Origin of the sequence: Persicobacter psychrovividus, assembly GCF_036492425.1 — a bacterium.
Classification (GTDB): Bacteria; Bacteroidota; Bacteroidia; order Cytophagales; family Cyclobacteriaceae; genus Persicobacter; species Persicobacter psychrovividus.
On sequence record NZ_AP025292.1, the window covers coordinates 3015724 to 3031993 of the forward strand.

The 16270-nt window shown below is 43.4% G+C and carries 13 protein-coding genes; 2 read left to right on the forward strand and 11 right to left on the reverse strand.

Going from position 1 to position 16270, the window contains the following annotated elements; all coding sequences use genetic code 11:
• Positions 1-11: 11 nt before the first annotated feature.
• From AABK40_RS13025 to rho, 3 genes are all read right to left on the reverse strand, one after another.
• A complete protein-coding gene (locus AABK40_RS13025) occupies positions 12-1853 on the reverse strand; it encodes a transglutaminase-like domain-containing protein (RefSeq protein ID WP_338397233.1) in 1842 nt (613 codons plus the stop codon).
• A gap of 1 nt (position 1854) precedes the next feature.
• Positions 1855-3747 carry a DUF3857 domain-containing protein gene (locus AABK40_RS13030; RefSeq protein WP_338397234.1) on the reverse strand — a complete coding sequence of 631 codons (1893 nt, stop codon included), beginning with the start codon at positions 3745-3747 and terminating at the stop codon, positions 1855-1857.
• A gap of 294 nt (positions 3748-4041) precedes the next feature.
• Positions 4042-6090: a transcription termination factor Rho gene (gene rho / locus AABK40_RS13035; protein WP_338397235.1), complete on the reverse strand. Its 2049-nt coding sequence runs from the start codon at positions 6088-6090 to the stop codon at positions 4042-4044.
• A gap of 422 nt (positions 6091-6512) precedes the next feature.
• Here rho and serS point away from each other — a divergent pair, with 422 nt between their 5' ends.
• A complete protein-coding gene (gene serS / locus AABK40_RS13040) occupies positions 6513-7790 on the forward strand; it encodes a serine--tRNA ligase (protein WP_332919563.1) in 1278 nt (425 codons plus the stop codon).
• 343 nt (positions 7791-8133) lie between these two features.
• On the opposite strand, the gene AABK40_RS13045 is transcribed toward serS, so the two are convergent.
• From AABK40_RS13045 to AABK40_RS13065, 5 genes are all read right to left on the reverse strand, one after another.
• Positions 8134-9072: a YeiH family protein gene (locus AABK40_RS13045; RefSeq protein ID WP_332919562.1), complete on the reverse strand. Its 939-nt coding sequence runs from the start codon at positions 9070-9072 to the stop codon at positions 8134-8136.
• Positions 9073-9171: 99 nt separating this feature from the next.
• A complete protein-coding gene (locus AABK40_RS13050) occupies positions 9172-10056 on the reverse strand; it encodes a LysR substrate-binding domain-containing protein (RefSeq protein WP_338397236.1) in 885 nt (294 codons plus the stop codon).
• A 274-nt stretch (positions 10057-10330) separates the two neighbouring features.
• On the reverse strand, positions 10331-11491 hold the full coding sequence (locus tag AABK40_RS13055) for a hypothetical protein (RefSeq protein WP_338397237.1): 1161 nt from the start codon (positions 11489-11491) through the stop codon (positions 10331-10333).
• Positions 11492-11511: 20 nt separating this feature from the next.
• Positions 11512-12273 (reverse strand): hypothetical protein, encoded by a 762-nt coding sequence (locus AABK40_RS13060; protein WP_332919559.1) that lies wholly within the window; start codon positions 12271-12273, stop codon positions 11512-11514.
• Positions 12260-12835, reverse strand: coding sequence for an RNA polymerase sigma factor (locus AABK40_RS13065; RefSeq protein WP_332919558.1), 576 nt, complete (start codon positions 12833-12835; stop codon positions 12260-12262). The genes AABK40_RS13060 and AABK40_RS13065 overlap by 14 nt, the downstream gene beginning before the upstream one ends.
• A gap of 505 nt (positions 12836-13340) precedes the next feature.
• Here AABK40_RS13065 and trxA point away from each other — a divergent pair.
• Entirely contained in the window at positions 13341-13661 is a 321-nt protein-coding gene (gene trxA / locus AABK40_RS13070; RefSeq protein WP_332919557.1) for a thioredoxin, read from the forward strand.
• 423 nt (positions 13662-14084) lie between these two features.
• Here the strand turns inward: trxA and AABK40_RS13075 are convergent, their stop codons facing one another.
• The 3 genes from AABK40_RS13075 to ccoS form a co-directional block, all read right to left on the reverse strand.
• Positions 14085-14729 (reverse strand): DUF1349 domain-containing protein, encoded by a 645-nt coding sequence (locus AABK40_RS13075; protein WP_332919556.1) that lies wholly within the window; start codon positions 14727-14729, stop codon positions 14085-14087.
• Between the two features lie 65 nt (positions 14730-14794).
• Positions 14795-15727, reverse strand: a complete 933-nt coding sequence (locus tag AABK40_RS13080) for a malate dehydrogenase (protein ID WP_338397238.1) — start codon at positions 15725-15727, stop codon at positions 14795-14797.
• A gap of 184 nt (positions 15728-15911) precedes the next feature.
• Complete coding sequence (gene ccoS / locus AABK40_RS13085) at positions 15912-16103, reverse strand: cbb3-type cytochrome oxidase assembly protein CcoS (protein WP_332919554.1); 192 nt, start codon at positions 16101-16103, stop codon at positions 15912-15914.
• Positions 16104-16270 lie beyond the last annotated feature (167 nt).

A 16270-nucleotide genomic window follows, 5' to 3' on the forward strand; every position in this document is an offset into this window, starting at 1 on the left:
CTGATCAATTATTAAGTTGTGGGCACCAGCATCAATCTTGTTTTCTCGGCCCTGTAAATGGCTTTTTCAAACGCCTTGAAAGCCTCAAAATCATCGGCAGGAAATTTACCTGCGGTATACTGATAGTTCCGTGTCCATACCAGCACATTGCCTTGCATTTCGTATCGCCCATGATAAGTTCCAAAAGGACTTTTCAATTCAACAGGCTCCGGCAATTTATGCGGATGATAGCCGGCAGGTAAGTGCCAGCGAACCACATTGTGCTGATCAAAACTTTGGCTTTGCTGAATGGGAAAGTGACGGCTGTCGCCCTTGATCTGTTCCCCCATGTTCTGAAAAATATTCGGGGTCAGGAAAAGCTTTGCGCCTGCCTTTTTAACGGTGTTACTGGCCTCAATATTGATTTTCTTGCGGTGGATAAATTGTGCCATTTCATCGGATTCCTCATGAGCTTGCAGTGTAAACGACTTCATTCTTAGTGAACTGTAGTAGTACGCTTTCTGCTCTTTTTGTGTCCGCTGATTCCAGTTCAAAAATTCCCCGAAATATACCCCCTGATAGGTTTTTTCGATTTCGCCTATTGCTGTTCCGTTGGCCTGTAACTGCATTTCTGCCCGATTCATCAGTATATTATCGGAAAGGGTATACTGCTTCGTTTTTACCAGCCCACTGCCCTGATCCTTAATATACAGCCCATAGCGGTCGCCTGTAAAGGCACCCAAATACCCCACAGGACTCGTATCGCTGGTGCATTCCAGCCAGGTGGTATCCTGCGCATTCGGAAGTGCCAAAATCACATGATTAAATTGATTGTTCACCATACCTGCATCCACCTCACGCTTTGCCTGCCCACCGTAAACCAAAACAGGATCTGCGGCAATTCCAGCATAATTGAGCATTCCTTTTGTCAGGGTCGTCAGCGCCTTACAATCTCCATACCCCCGACTGAACGTCAAAGCACTCGGAGCAGATTCAAAGCCGCCAATACCTATTTGAATACTGACGTAGCGATTGTTTTTTTGAACCCACTGATAAATTGCCTGAATCGCCGAAGCGCGGTCCTTATCCTTCACTAATTCGGCTGTTTTCTCCTGTAAGGCAACTGGCAAGCTGTATTTATCCTTATTTAGCTCGAAATACCACTGCCCAAAAGTCTGCCAACTCGCGTTGTTACCCACCGTATTTCCATAACTGAAATGCTGTGGAACCACACTCACCGTTATCGATTGCTTATTTTTCGGATAATAATCTTCCCATTGGTCCCTGGCCTCCAAATCGTTCACCGCCCACTTTAACAGACGACCACCTTTCTCGAGGGCTGTTTCTTCAACTGCTGTGGGGTAATTTTGCTCCGCCACTGTTACAGGGTAATCTGCCGGCAGCTGCACCTCAAATATGGAGGACTTTACAGGAGTTCTTAAATACCGATCGGGATTCCAGGAAGGAAGACTCAAAAAGCCCTTTTTCACTCGAATTTTAGAGACAATTTTTACTCGATAAGGGTAATTGCCACTGGTCATGTCCAAGCGCCTAACACGATAATCGGAAACCCCGCCATTATAAATAGAGCGGTCGATAAAGTCTTTTTGCTTGGATTTCCTGACGGGCGTATCACTGTTTAAATTATAAACGGCCCCTTTGAAAGAGACAATCGAGCCTCCGTCATCATAAAACAGATAATCTTCCGCCAAATGAGCCCCTTCAGCATTAAAAATCATCACATCCCGTTCTCGGGTAACCGTGTAGCTCATCGGAGACTCCACCTTTACCCCAAGTTTTTCTTGCAGAATCATCGCATCTGCAGTAGATGACTGTGGTAAAATAAGCCAAAACAGGTAAAGTAAAACACTCATGCTATTGCGATATTTTAGTGAGAATAATCTCTTCTGCAAACTTATTAAGTACCTGATCATAAATTGCCTTGAAATGAGCGAAGCTGTCCGCCTCATACAAAGGTTTACCGATATTGACCTCGAGCATCAATGTCAAAACATTTGGGCTCCTCGAAGGGGTAAAATTGAAGTACGTTACCTTGTCTGGCATGATTACCCGAATTGGCTTCAATTCATTTTCAATCGTATAGCCCTCAGGAATCTTTATCTGGTACAGGTACTTATTTTTAATGGGTGCACCAAAATCAATCGGCACCTTTCTGCCTTCATTTAAAAATTCATTTTTCTTCAGGCCAAAAGGCAAACTGACGGTCAAAAACTCAGGGTCATCAATCTGCTGAGTTGCTGAAAACTGTCTTTCAAACGTTTTATAAATTTGATTCAAATTATTGGCATGGTAATCCGAGATTTCATAGTCGGGTAACATATCTGCGACAGTCTCTTCTTCCTCTCGCTCATTACGCTTAATTTCCAATGCCCGCTCCTGTACTGCGCTCAAGCCCTGGTATTTCAATTTAACGGCAAGCTGCTTTTGCTCCTTTTCTAAATCGAATGAAATAGTGGTTTGATAAGTGCGAAAAAAACCTTTTGATGCCCTGATATTAAATTGTGAGGGGTTCTTGTCATCAATCACTTGCCCGAAAGTACTCATACATCTGAAAGGAAGCTGGCCGGCAGTGAGCAGGGGAGAGGTCGCATCAAGAACGATCGACGCTCGGCTGTCAGGCAAGCGCACCAAAGCACATACATAATTATAATCCTGAATCATGGGAACAGAGATATTGGCCCGCCCATGTGAACGTGTGCTCAATATTAGGGGAGAAACCTCATAGCCCAGTTTCTTCAGGCATCCAATGAGCATCAAATTAATATCTGCAGAATTACCGAGGCCCTTTTCTACCACTTTTGAGGGGGAGCGTTCCTCGGCGTACAAACGGCTCTCGCCATTCCATTTCACCTTTTTACTGAGGTTGTGGTAAACAATGGCTAAATTCTCATTGGAGCACTGAAGATTACCCTCAGAAAGTTCTGCACTGAATCTTTTATAAAAACCCGAGTGCCCATCATAATAATTACCGAAATGTATATAAGTGCTTAAGGAGTAAGAAAACTCCTTCCAGTTCCCCAACAGCGTTGCTTGCATTTGAGTAAATGGGTTTCTGAAGGAGTTCAGTTGAACCCGCATTTGCTGATAAAAGTCCACCGCTGCCGTCGAGAATTTTTCAGGCTTCAATGCCGGCACCAGATAACACGTTTGATGCAAAACATTAATATTCCCAATCTTTGGCTGTTCTGAAGGATCAAATTTAAACTGTCCAACCACTTGGTCTCTTTGGTTGGTGTGAAAAGATAAAAAACCTTGATTTGGGCTCACAAAAGAAAAATAATCGGGAATACTTACGGTGTAATCACTCCAAACCGTAGGAATATCTGTTTGATAAAACCATGTTTTAAATCCAGCAATTGAACTTGATGTGATCTTATATTTCAACTCGATCACACTACCAACCTTCACGTTAGGGAAACGAATTTTTTTCCGAAGCTGATCGTCCGACACCTTATCGTTAAATATATGATCCTTATCCAGCTTATCTTTTACCCATTTTCCATTTTGCAAATTATAGGTATTTCCTTTGATCACAGCGCGGTCGGAATACTGCTCCATCTGGCCGTACAGGTCCAAATCAACATCAGCCCACTCTTTTCCAGACTCGTTATTGACTCTGATCACCAAGTAGCGATTATACGTCCGTACCCAACCTCTATTGGAAATGTACTCAATGCCTTGCCTTCCTTGATCGAAAAGAATCAAGGCCTCTGCTGAGGCGTCCAGCTCAGGATAGTCTTTCGACAAAAAAGCCGGTTTCAGTTTGCCAAACTTCAAATTGGGCAGTTCATTCGCAAAGGTGATGTTAGATACTAAGCAAAAAATGAGCAGGAAAAAAAGTCTATTAAGTGATATCATTATACTAAATCATTATTTTATTTTACAAAATAAATAATTTATTTATTAAAAATAAATTAAATGAAAAAGACTCGCTATCTCTTATCGTATTTATATTCCTTCTTTTTGATAATAAAATGTTAAAAAAAATCCCCTGCACGCTCAACCGTACAGGGGATTTTTATTTTTATATCTAATCAGAGATTAACCATTCATCGACAACAGGAATTCCTCATTGTCTTTGGTGCCTCTCATTTTCTCCAACATCCATTCCATCGCTTCTTGCGAGTTCATATCCGACAAACCATGCTTACGCAGCAACCATACTTTTTGTAGGGAATCGCGGTCAGTCAATAGATCCTCACGGCGTGTACCTGAAGAAAGAATATCAATAGCAGGGTAAACGCGACGGTTGGCCAATTTACGATCCAACTGAAGTTCCATATTACCTGTACCTTTGAATTCTTCAAAGATTACCTCATCCATTTTTGAACCTGTTTCTGTCAGGGCTGTCGCAACGATGGTCAATGAACCACCATTTTCTACATTACGTGCCGCTCCGAAGAAACGCTTAGGTTTGTGCAATGCGTTAGCATCCACACCACCAGACAAGATTTTACCTGATGAAGGAACAACGGTGTTGTGCGCACGTGCCAAACGAGTGATAGAATCCAAAAGGATTACTACATCATGACCACACTCTACCATACGTTTGGATTTCTCCAAGACCATATTCGATACCTTCACGTGGCGTTCTGCCTGCTCATCAAAAGTAGAGGATACTACTTCTGCACGAACCGAACGCGCCATATCAGTAACCTCCTCAGGACGTTCATCGATCAACAAGATGATCAAATAAACCTCAGGGTGATTTTTGGCGATCGAGTTGGCGATATCTTTCAACAATACCGTCTTACCTGTTTTTGGCTGTGCCACGATCATACCACGCTGACCTTTACCGATAGGTGCAAACAAATCCAATACTCGGGTAGAGTATTTGTTGGTTTGATCTACCAAGTTCAACTTTTCCTGTGGGAACAAAGGCGTCAAGTGTTCGAATGGTACACGGTCACGAATTTCTTCGGTAGTTTTGCCGTTTACAGTTTCTACACGCAACAAAGCGAAGTATTTTTCACCTTCTTTTGGTGGGCGGATAGATCCACAAACAGTATCACCTGTTTTCAAACCGAACAATTTGATCTGCGAAGGAGATACGTAAATATCATCCGGCGAAGCCAAATAGTTGTAGTCTGATGAACGCAAGAAACCATAGCCATCCTGCATGATCTCCAACACACCTTCGCTTTCAACGATACCGTCAAAATCCTTAATGGTTTGTTGCAACTGGCGCTTGTTCATGCGGTCGTCACGGTTATCACGATTATCTCTTGGCTCGCGCTGTTCACGACGCTCCGTTTTTTCTTCTGGAGCATCAGCCTCTTCTGTGGCTGCCACTTCTTCTTCAGCAGGTGCAATCGGTGCAACAGGCTCACGCTTGCGTGGTGGAATGGCCACAGGCTCGTCTTGCTTTTTAGCTACAGGAGCGATAGTTTCTGCGGCCTCTTCAGGCGCTTTCTCTTCTGACACAGGCTTTGTTTCTTCAGGGGTAGGTTGGGTAGGTGCTGTAGCCGGTGCTGGCTCAGGAATTTTTCCTGACGTTACCGCAGCAGTGAATAGGTCAAGCAAATCCTCTTGCTTATCCGACTCATTATTTTTGTTGTTGTTGCGTGGTTTACGCTCCTTGCGCTCTTTGTTACGGTCGTTATTATTGCGATCGTTAGGGCGCTCAGTACGCTCTGGGCGTTCAGCACGAGGCTTACGCTCACGTTTTTCACGCTTTTCCGCAGGCTTCTCGTCAATACCAACAGGCTCAATCGTTTTTACAGATTCACGCTTTGGTAATTTCGATTCAAAAGCAGGGGCATCAGCTGCAGGCTTTTCTGCTTTTGGTGCACGTGCCGGTTTTTCTTTGGCTGCTTTTGGCTCACGAGGTTTGCGTGCAGGCTTTTCTTTGGCAGGTTTGTCTTTCTTTTCTGCTTTGGGTTTTGCTTCTTTTTTCTCAGCAGCAGGAGCAGTTTGTTTTTTTTCGATCAGTTTTTGCAACTGGTCTTCGGGCATTACCGCTTGTTGATCGAGGATTTTATAGATCAACTCTTTTTTAGGAAGGCTTTTATATTTGGTAACTCCCAACTCTTCGGCAACTTCTTTCAATTCAGAAAGTAGTTTGACACTCAGTTCTTCGATATTGTACATAGAATAGTAATATAATGGGCACTTACGTGCGAGGGGATTCTCTTTTGAGGGAGAAATGATTAAGAATGAAAAAAATCAGTGATATTAGAATATAGGAATAATCTAATTTGAAACTTAGGAGAGGTTCCTAATGATTTAAGATATGCAATTATATACTAAAGCATTAGAAATGTCAAGTATCCATGGAAATAACCTTGCCTAATTAAGGAAGGTTTCGGTAAAATTCACATTTATCGCCATTATTATCTCCAGAATATAAAATCCTCTGAAAGATTATTCAATGAAAGCCATTGGTTTTTTTTAACTTAGCGACGATATTGGGTCGTTCGTGTGGCAAATGGGTTTTTATGCAGCCCACCGCCATGCACAAGCAACACTCAAAACTTATTTGAAATTAAATTATTCATATATTTTCCTGCAACATGTTACAAATCAGCGAATTTAAGGAAAACAAAGAAGCCTTGATTGCGGGCTTAAAAGTTAAGAACTTTCGCAATCCTGAAGAAGCCGTAGAAAAGGTTTTGGCATTGGACGAAGAGCGCCGTCATACACAACAAGCAAGTGATGACAAATCGGCGGAATCCAACCAGCTTTCCAAACAAATCGGATTGCTGATGCGCGAAGGCAAAAAAGAGGAAGCCAATGAGGTGAAATCCAAAACTGCGGCACTGAAGGAGGAATCAAAAAAATTGCAGGAAAAGCTCTCGAAGATCGAAGGCGATTTGGAACAATTGCTTTTCACAATTCCCAACATCCCGCACGAGTCTGTACCAACAGGTAAAAGTGATGAGGACAATGAGGAATTGCGCCAGTTTGGAGAAATCCCTACTTTGGCAGAGAACAAAAAACCACACTGGGAGCTGATCAAGGATTATGACATCATTGATTTTGAACTGGGCAATAAATTAACGGGTGCTGGATTCCCTGTTTACAAGGGTAAAGGTGCGCGTTTACAGCGTGCGTTGATTAACTTCTTCTTGGACGAAGCCGAAGCGGCAGGCTTTAGCGAGGTATTGCCTCCGATTGTAGTCAACGAAGCTTCGGGGATTGCGACAGGGCAGTTGCCTGATAAAGAAGGGCAGATGTACCAACTGGTAGGGCATGATTATTATTTGATCCCAACAGCTGAGGTACCGATCACCAATATGTACCGCGACGTGATTCTTTCTGAGAAAGACTTGCCGATTAAAAATGCAGGTTTTACGCCTTGTTTTCGTCGTGAGGCAGGATCTTGGGGTGCTCACGTACGTGGCCTAAATCGCTTGCACCAATTTGATAAAGTAGAAATTGTACAGATCACCAAGCCTGAGGATTCTATGAATGCCTTGGACGAGATGGTTGCTCATGTAGAGGGACTCTTGAAAAAACTGGGCTTGCCGACACGCGTATTGCGCTTGTGTGGTGGCGATCTAAGCTTCACTTCTCACATCACTTTTGATATGGAAGTGTATTCTGCAGGGCAGGATCAGTGGCTGGAAGTTTCTTCCATCTCTAACTTCCTGACTTATCAGGCCAACCGCCTGAAGTTGCGTTATCGCCCAGAGGGAGAAAAGAAAACACAATTATTGCATACTTTGAACGGTTCGGCATTAGCTTTGCCTCGTATAGTTGCCACCATCCTTGAAAACAACCAAACACCGGAAGGCATTAAAATCCCTGAGGTTTTGGTACCATACTGTGGTTTCGACATGATTAAATAAAATAAAAAGGGCGTAAGGGATTTATCCGCAGATTATTTTTGGAGCACCTCCTTAAAAATGTGGATAGCACCTTCAGGCTGCGCTATCAGTAGTGTTCCCCTTGATATTTAAAAATAATAATGCTTTTGATCGGAGGGTAAGGCCGGTTCTGAAATAGGAAATCTAATCGTTTTGCCTTCCGTCGAAAGCCTTTAACCTCTATCCGTTCGGGTAGAGGTTTTTTTTGTGAATTACCTTCGGAAAGTATTTTGGGAGCATGATTTACCCATTAAAAAAAGGCCGTACCTCCCGTTACGACCTTTATTGAAATACTGATTTAATACTTTGAGCGCTTCATGCTGTGCTACCAGATTAAAAAGAGCGATAAACATCCGATAATCACCCACAGGCATAAGCCCATCGCGAAAGATCTCCAGCCTACTTTTTTCAGTGTCTGAAAATGTAAACCCGTACCTACCCAAAACAACGCCAAGGTCATCAGGTGCTTAGAAACCACATTCACTTTTGGGCCCCAGCTTGAAACATAAGGCAAGTAGCCATGAAAAAAGATAACGGCTATAAACAAAACGAGGAATAACGGGATCGGCAATTTTTTATGCTCGGTTTTTTTCCACCAGCCAATACCGATGCAAACGGGAATGATCCAGAGTGCTCGGGCGAGCTTAACTGTCGTGGCCAATTTCAGTGCTTTATCGCCGTATACAGAGGCTGCACCAACCACAGAGGAAGTGTCGTGAATTGCCATGGCACACCACCAGCCAAAATGCGTCTGACTCATGTTTATCAGGTGGCCAAGTAATGGAAACAACACCAAGGCGATGGCATTAAATGTAAAAACAGTGCCCAGTGCAATAGACATATCCTCCTTCTTGGCATCGAGGGTTGTTCCTACAGCAGCGATGGCGCTACCTCCACAAATGGCCGTTCCACAGGCAATCAATAAACCTGCTTCTTTTTCGAGTTTAAAAACCTTTGTAAAGATTAAACCAAGCACGAGTGTTACGCTGATGGTAATGGCTGTTATGCCAAATCCTTCCCCTCCAATAGCCATGGCTTCTTTGAACGACATCCCAAAGCCCATACCTACAATTGCGGTATTAAGCAGTATTTTAGTCCATTTATGCGATTTGGCCTGATAAGAGGTACTGACAAAATTAGACAGCAGCATGCCGAGAATCAGTGCGATAAAAGGGCTGCAGATGGGTGAAAGGCAAAACAAGCCGACCACCCACCAAAGGATTTTTTTCTGATCAGGCTTAGCCGCTATTGTTAATGTGTTCATGTATTCTTCTTTTGATTCCTGTGTCGAAGCGACATTACAAAAGAAGAAAAAAGGCATGAATAAAAGTTATGCTAAATCTTTATTCAAAATAACCACAGGTTATGACTTTAAAAAGCGAAGGAAGAGTCCGCCTAAATCCGAGAGTGCCTGTTGCCCATGTTGTACCAAAAAAAGCGGGCGTTTGATATGCCATTGTTTGGCGTCTATTATTTCCAACCGATGCAGCAACTCATCTTCAATAGCACACTGCGGTAAAAATGCGCAAACATCTGTATGGCGTAAATAAGACTTGATGGCCTCTGTACTGCCCAACATCATTTGAATGTTCATCTGATTCAACCGCACGCCCTTATTTTGCAGATAATGCTCAATAACAACCAACGTACCAGAGCCTGTTTCCCTGAATACAAAAGGCATTTTCGGCAATGCCTCAAGCCCTTTGGCCTCCCATTGTTTTTTCCATTGGCTCCCTTTTCTGCAGACCATCAGCAGGTCGTCCTGCCACAGGTCATCATATTTCAGTCCGTGGTGAAAAGTATCTCCCTCAGACAGCCCAAAATCCACCTGATTTTGCCTGACCAGGTTTTCCACCTCCGTTGTATTGCCACTTTCAAGGTGAATAATTATTTCAGGATGCTGCGCCTTAAATTCAGAAAGGTATTTTGGCAAAATATATTGTGCAATGGTGGTACTGGCCGCTATCCGAAGTGTTCCGCTATACGATCCTTTAAACTCCTGCATGGCAAAATCCATTTGCGCATACTTTTGCATAATGCCCATCACATGCTCATGCAGCCGCTCGCCAGCCGCAGTCAGCTGTATCTCATTCCCACGACGGATAAATAACGGTATGCCCCAATGTTCCTCCAGGGCTTTAATATGTTTGGAAATTGCAGGCTGACTCACAAAAAGGGCATGTGCTGCCGCGGTAAAGCTTTTCAGCCTAACCACCATTTCAAAAACTTGTAATCGGAAATCGAACATAAATAACGAAGCGGCTTGTTTCTCTCAAAAGTAAAAAAGCCATGCAAGGAACATGGCTTCTTTAAGGATAAATTATTTCAGCAATCGTAAGAATCCTTCAGTCACTAAAGCCACAACGCTCAATATTTACACAATAGTTTTGTCCCCACGATTAATTTTTACACCAATCCGTTCTGTTTGGAGCGAATTCAGTAGTCATCTGCCTAAACTTCGGATAGAAGATCAGACGATCATGGAGGGCTGTGGCGCTATGCTAAGAATAACAACAATTCGTTTATCTGATCTGGAAAGTTACCCCTATGGTGAAAGCATTCAGCTCAGGTGCATGATCTTTCTGAAAGATCGGGTTCAGGTCGTAAGCCACAAAGAACTGGCTGTCTTCCCAACCCAACTGCGCACGGAGACCGTAGCGCAGGTTTTCAAGATAAAAATCCTTATGACTTTTCGGCTTATTGGTAGAGCCGTCCACTTTTTGCTTTACTTTGGTGTGCGCCCCTATTCGGTAACCGCCATAAACCCCTGCACCAATACTTAACCCACGATAGCGAGGACCAATTTTAAAAGTCGGAATAAACGAAGCGTTAATGTAAGGCACCGTCAGTTTAGATTTGATAGAACTGATATTTGGCGCCGTTTCATGAACAAATTCCAGCTCGTCAGGCCCTTTGACCAACCGAACAGTAGCATCCTGAAACTTGAAGTTATACCATGAAATGCTGGTGGAAAAATCAAACCCAAAATGGTTGCCAAGCATCAGCATATAACCTCCTCCAAGCCCCACATACCACGACCCCCACGGTCTTACGTTATAAGGTTGATTTCCACTGACCGTCTTGCCATCTTCCAGCCAGTTGTTTCCGCCGAAATCTATCAGGCCATAGCCATAAGAGCGACGTTTGGCGGGCTTATCACGGTACTTTTTATTAATCTCCATCTTGTATTTCTCGCCCCAATAAATGCCCATGCCTTCGTCATTATCAAAGCGCATCGCTCCTTGGGCCTCAAGATCCTTGTTCATCTCAGAATCCTTTCCGTAATGGATAATCAACCGTTTCTTCTCTTTCACAGGCTGTTTCTGATATTTCTTCCCGCGCTTTCTGAAAGCCTCATCGGAATGATCTTCAAGCGGTGCATCGAAAGGCTCAAGGGTATTTTCAGCCCTCAGATAAGTGTCATCAGTCTTTTTAATCACCAGTTTCTCCTTTTTGACCGAGTCTGCCGCCACGTCCATATCTTGCAGAATCTGATTGACGTCAAGTACTTTCAGCTCTTTCAAGGCCTCTTTATCATTGGCGATGATCAAGATTTTCGCCCCTTTATTGGTTTCCACCTTGAGGGTGTCGGTTACTGGTGAGGTGCCTGAGGCCAGGGCCTGCACCGAAAAATAAACACAGCAAATGAGGCAAAATACGATTTTGCGATATTGATTGTCCATGAGTATGAATTATAAGGTTGTTATCTTCTTCTAAGTTTTGAAAATTGTTTGGCGATAAATTGCTCGCCGTCCTGACGTTGGTTCCACTTCTTTTCCAAAAAGCCTTTCACTTTGTCGATCGGTTTTTCTTCGGAAGGAATATAGGTGATCGTCACCGCTACACCACTCCGCTGATCGGGCAAGCTTTCCTCCATCGCCAAAAGTGACTCGTCTGACGCTGCCGCAGGTGCCGCAATCACTTTTTCCACCTCTTCCAATGCCACTTCAGTATGCATTTCAATTTTTACAGGTTCAGGCGCAGCCATCGCGAGGGTCTGAACAGGAAGGGCCTTTACCACAGCCCGTTCCTTCACGGGCGTTGGCCTTGCTTTCGCTATTTTCGGTGCCCTGTGTTGCGGTCGCTTGTGTGCCTTCTTTGGCACTGCTGCCGCAATTTCCGTGGCTCCACGGCTCGGCGTGGTGGTTTCTGCCTTCGAAATGTTGGTCGCCAAGGCTGAAACATCAGGCTTAATCAGCTGGTGCTTCTGCTCCACCTTGGTGTCCTCCACCTGCTGGCTCAGCATCGGCACCTGCCGCAGCACCGTTCTTAATGATAAATAATAGCCCCCGCCAACAAAACTCAGCAACAGCAATAAACTTGCTGCCACCCGCCAGTAAGGCATGCCCCTTCTCGAGGAAGACTTTTGCTGAAGCCCCATAGCAATTTGGCTCCATGCCTCAGCAGAAGGTGGGGTTTCGTGCTGGGATAATTTATCCTTGAATTCTTGATCAAAAATTTCCATTTCCCTTTATTTCAATTTTTTCCAATGCTTTTATTTGTTGCTGAAGCAGTTGTCGTGCACGGCTCAGCTGTGACTTTGAGGTATTGATACTGATCTCAAGTTGGTCAGCGATTTCCTGATGACTAAAGCCCTCTATGGCATACAGGTTAAAAACCGTTCGGTAACCTGTAGGCAACTGCTCAATAAGCATCATCAGTTCATCCGCTTGCAGGTCACTGTCTGCTTGCAAAGGGGCTTCATGGGATGCTTCTTCCACCTCCACAAAAAGCACCGCTCGCTTTTCCTTTCTCAGGTACATCAGGCATTCGTTCACCATAATTTTGCGAATCCATGCCTGCAGCTTCCCTTCACCACTAAAAGAATCAATACACTCGAACACCTTCAGAAACCCCTGTACCATGACGCTTTCCGCCTCCTGAGCATCCGCCACATAGCGTCGGCAAACCGACAGCATCTGCGGGGCCACTTGCTCATAGAGCAATCGCTGCTGCTGAGGGTCGCCCTTTCGGCAGCCCTCCAAGAGGCGATCCTCTTTAGATTTTGGCTTAAAACGTAAAAACATGGGGTAAATGATATAGCATAAATTTCAGGATGTTCACCTACATGATGATCGCAGGGGGCAAATGGTTGCATGAAGATTTGAAAAAAAATCTCCCGCTCAAAAGAACAACAACAAAACCCTGTAAAAGAGTGAATTACCCCCGAAAAAACTTTTTCAAAAACAAAGATAGGGAATTCAGCAGTTGAAAAGCAGCTTGCTGAGGCTTAAAAAAATCTCTGATTGAAAAGCCTTATAGACTCATTAGCAAAGAGTATAAAATAAAATTTATTTTGTAATTTAGAATGACAATATTTGGGGTATCAAATTACAATTAACCGCCTGCGTGGTTTGTAAGGCCTAATGTCATCTATAACTGACAGAAAGGCAGGCTTTTGAGCTTGGTCTGATTTATGACTACAAAACACGTAAATGCCTGTTAGCTGACAATCCCTTTGGGCGTGTTCAGCGTACATTTGATTATCTAAAGCATTTAAAATCTAATACATAAAAAATTAATTTTACTACTATGGGTAAAGCTATTGAAATTACCGACGCAAACTTCCAAGAAATCATCAACAGCGACACGCCAGTATTGGTTGACTTTTGGGCTGAATGGTGTGGACCATGTAAAATGATTGGGCCAGTAGTTGAGGAATTGGCGGGTGAGTACGAAGGTAAAGCAGTAATCGGTAAAATGGATGTTGATGCTAACCCATCTACTCCAGGACAATTCGGTATTCGTTCTATCCCAACTTTGTTGGTATTCAAAAATGGCGAAGTTGTAGACAAGCAAGTTGGTGTTGCAGCCAAAACAGCTTTAGCGGCTAAATTGGACGCTCAGCTGTAAGCTACCGTCGATATAAAACACTGAAACCACGCTTTTGGGCGTGGTTTTTTTTGTGTCCTGATTTTCGATCCGCAGATAAATTGGGTTGGTGTTTTAGACCATGATTACCTTGATTTACAGGATTACCATGATTTTTTATTTTGCATAAACCTACCCTATCGCGAGAGTCCCTCTCGTGATAGCAAATCATAAGACCTATCAGGGGCTATTGCATAACCGTAATTTAAAATTGCCCTACAAAACTTTATTCTATTTGGTGCGGGCGATCCCACGTGTTCGCCCGAAACTAACGTTATAATGATTGTTTCGGTCAGATACACGGGTCTGACCCTACCAAAACGAAATATTATTTGATGATATAAACTACAATCAAGTTGCGCGACAGCCCCCTACGAAATGGAAATCTGTGGTTAAAAAAACATCCTACTGATGATCCTTCAGCCATTCCAGCCGGCGCTCATCTGCGAGATGCTTCACCTTGAAATCCTTGAAAGTTGCCTCAAATCCATCACCATCAGGGCTTGCGGCCATCATTCCAACCTTAACAGGCACCTGCTCGGGCAAATAGGAGAGGCCAGCCATGGCATAGTTTTTACCGTCCGTAGAATAGAAAATTTCCACCCCATCTCGGCGACGCGTTGCTTTAATCCAAATGGCATCTGGTTTTTCCTTGAGGGCGGTTACTCCCCAGCTGCTGACACCATTGGTGGTCACTACACTGAAATGATAAACCCCATCAACGTATTCAATGCCCGTTTTAATCCAGTGCTTTTCATCTACCCGCAACATCAAGCCCATTTGGTCATAGCGGGATTTATAAGCCCCCTCAATCTTTACCGAAGTTTCAAACTCTCCTCCCCGAAGGGTATATAAAAATGGGCCATCGTCAACGGTAAAGCCATAATGGGTTTTTACCCAATAATCTGACTGCGGAGTAACCTGCATTTTCAACTCCTGATTTTTGATGCTCCACTGAGCAGGTTCATTGAACCACTGCATATGGTTCAGATCCTGCGCAAATGCCTGCTGAGCACAAAGCATTCCTAAGGCTAAAACAATCTTCTTCATGCTGCAAAAGTAAAAAAGCCCACCACAATGGGTGAGCTTTATCAATTTATTTTTTTAAGCTAAAATTAAGCTTCCTGTGTCAAAAGACCATTGGTTTTCTTCACGCCTTCCGCTGAAGCAGTCAATTTTGCTTTTTCGTCTTCATTCAAAGCAACCTCTACGATTTGCTCGATACCGTTTTTACCGATAATTACCGGAACACCGATACAAAGGTCAGAAAGACCATACTCGCCATCCAACAATGCTGAACAAGGGAACATTTTCTTAGAATCCAATGCAATGGCTTTAACCAATTCAGAAACTGCCGCACCTGGAGCATACCAAGCTGAAGTTCCCAACAATTTAGTTAATGTAGCACCACCAACTTTTGTAGCCTGAACGATTTCTTCTTGCTGTTCAGCAGAAAGGAATTCAGTAACAGGTACACTGTTACGTGTTGCTTTAGCGATCAACGGCACCATACCGGTATCCGAGTGGCCACCAATAACCATTCCTGCAACATCTGACTGAGGGCAACCCAAAGCTTCCGCCAAACGATACTTGAAACGTGCGCTATCCAAAGCACCACCCATACCGATGATACGGTTTTTAGGAAGGCCTGTCGCTTTCGCAGCAAGATATGTCATGGTATCCATAGGGTTAGAAACCACAATGATGATCACGTTTGGAGATTGTGCGATCAGGTTTTCTGCTACTGTTTTTACAATACCAGCATTGATCCCGATCAACTCTTCGCGCGTCATGCCCGGCTTACGAGGAATACCACTTGTGATTACAGCAACATCACTGTTGGCTGTTTTGGTATAATCACCTGTTGTTCCTGTAATTGTTGAATCAAAGCCATTCAATGAAGCAGTCTGCATCAAGTCCATCGCTTTACCTTCAGCAAAACCTTCCTTGATGTCCACCAAAACGATTTCATCAGCGAAATCTTTAATGGCAATGTACTCTGCACAACTTGCTCCTACGGCTCCGGCTCCTACTACTGTTACTTTCATTGTTTTATTGTTTTATTTAAAAAATCAAATTAAAAAATATATTATTATGGTATAGACAAATGTAATTAACCCGAAGGATTAAAAAAAAACTGAATATGTGATATTCATCATTATTCAGATAAAATAAAATGACGTTTGTTATTTTTCCAAAAGAAAGGCGATAAACAGCGCCTAAATCGGCATTTTAGTTAGATATCTGCTTATTTTTTGGGGATTTGTTATCCTCAACTTCCGTCTTGCGGTCGTCCATTAATATCCTGACCCCAGGGGATACAGTATCTTCATACTGCCCCGATTTAACCGACCAGAAAAAAGCGGAAAGAAAGATCACCGCAACCACGATGCTGATAGAAATCAGAATAAAGATGACAGACATGGGTAGATATTTTGATGTACGATATCGGACAATGCGTACGATTGTCCGCTAAAACAGTGCAGCAGATCAAATTTTGAGCACCCCAAATAGGGCGTTTAAATACCGCCAGGCGGGATTATAGTAAAAATACATTTAAATTTTTACTTGGCATATTGTTTGGCCTATAT

Bases quoted from the DNA above. Each gene is read 5' to 3' on its own strand.
- AABK40_RS13025 (WP_338397233.1), bottom strand. From the start codon at position 1,853: ATGAGTGTTTTACTTTACCTGTTTTGGCTTATTTTACCACAGTCATCT.
- rho (WP_338397235.1), bottom strand. From the start codon at position 6,090: ATGTACAATATCGAAGAACTGAGTGTCAAACTACTTTCTGAATTGAAA.
- serS (WP_332919563.1), top strand. From the start codon at position 6,513: ATGTTACAAATCAGCGAATTTAAGGAAAACAAAGAAGCCTTGATTGCG.
- AABK40_RS13045 (WP_332919562.1), bottom strand. From the start codon at position 9,072: ATGAACACATTAACAATAGCGGCTAAGCCTGATCAGAAAAAAATCCTT.
- AABK40_RS13050 (WP_338397236.1), bottom strand. From the start codon at position 10,056: ATGTTCGATTTCCGATTACAAGTTTTTGAAATGGTGGTTAGGCTGAAA.
- AABK40_RS13055 (WP_338397237.1), bottom strand. From the start codon at position 11,491: ATGGACAATCAATATCGCAAAATCGTATTTTGCCTCATTTGCTGTGTT.
- AABK40_RS13060 (WP_332919559.1), bottom strand. From the start codon at position 12,273: ATGGAAATTTTTGATCAAGAATTCAAGGATAAATTATCCCAGCACGAA.
- AABK40_RS13065 (WP_332919558.1), bottom strand. From the start codon at position 12,835: ATGTTTTTACGTTTTAAGCCAAAATCTAAAGAGGATCGCCTCTTGGAG.
- trxA (WP_332919557.1), top strand. From the start codon at position 13,341: ATGGGTAAAGCTATTGAAATTACCGACGCAAACTTCCAAGAAATCATC.
- AABK40_RS13075 (WP_332919556.1), bottom strand. From the start codon at position 14,729: ATGAAGAAGATTGTTTTAGCCTTAGGAATGCTTTGTGCTCAGCAGGCA.
- AABK40_RS13080 (WP_338397238.1), bottom strand. From the start codon at position 15,727: ATGAAAGTAACAGTAGTAGGAGCCGGAGCCGTAGGAGCAAGTTGTGCA.
- ccoS (WP_332919554.1), bottom strand. From the start codon at position 16,103: ATGTCTGTCATCTTTATTCTGATTTCTATCAGCATCGTGGTTGCGGTG.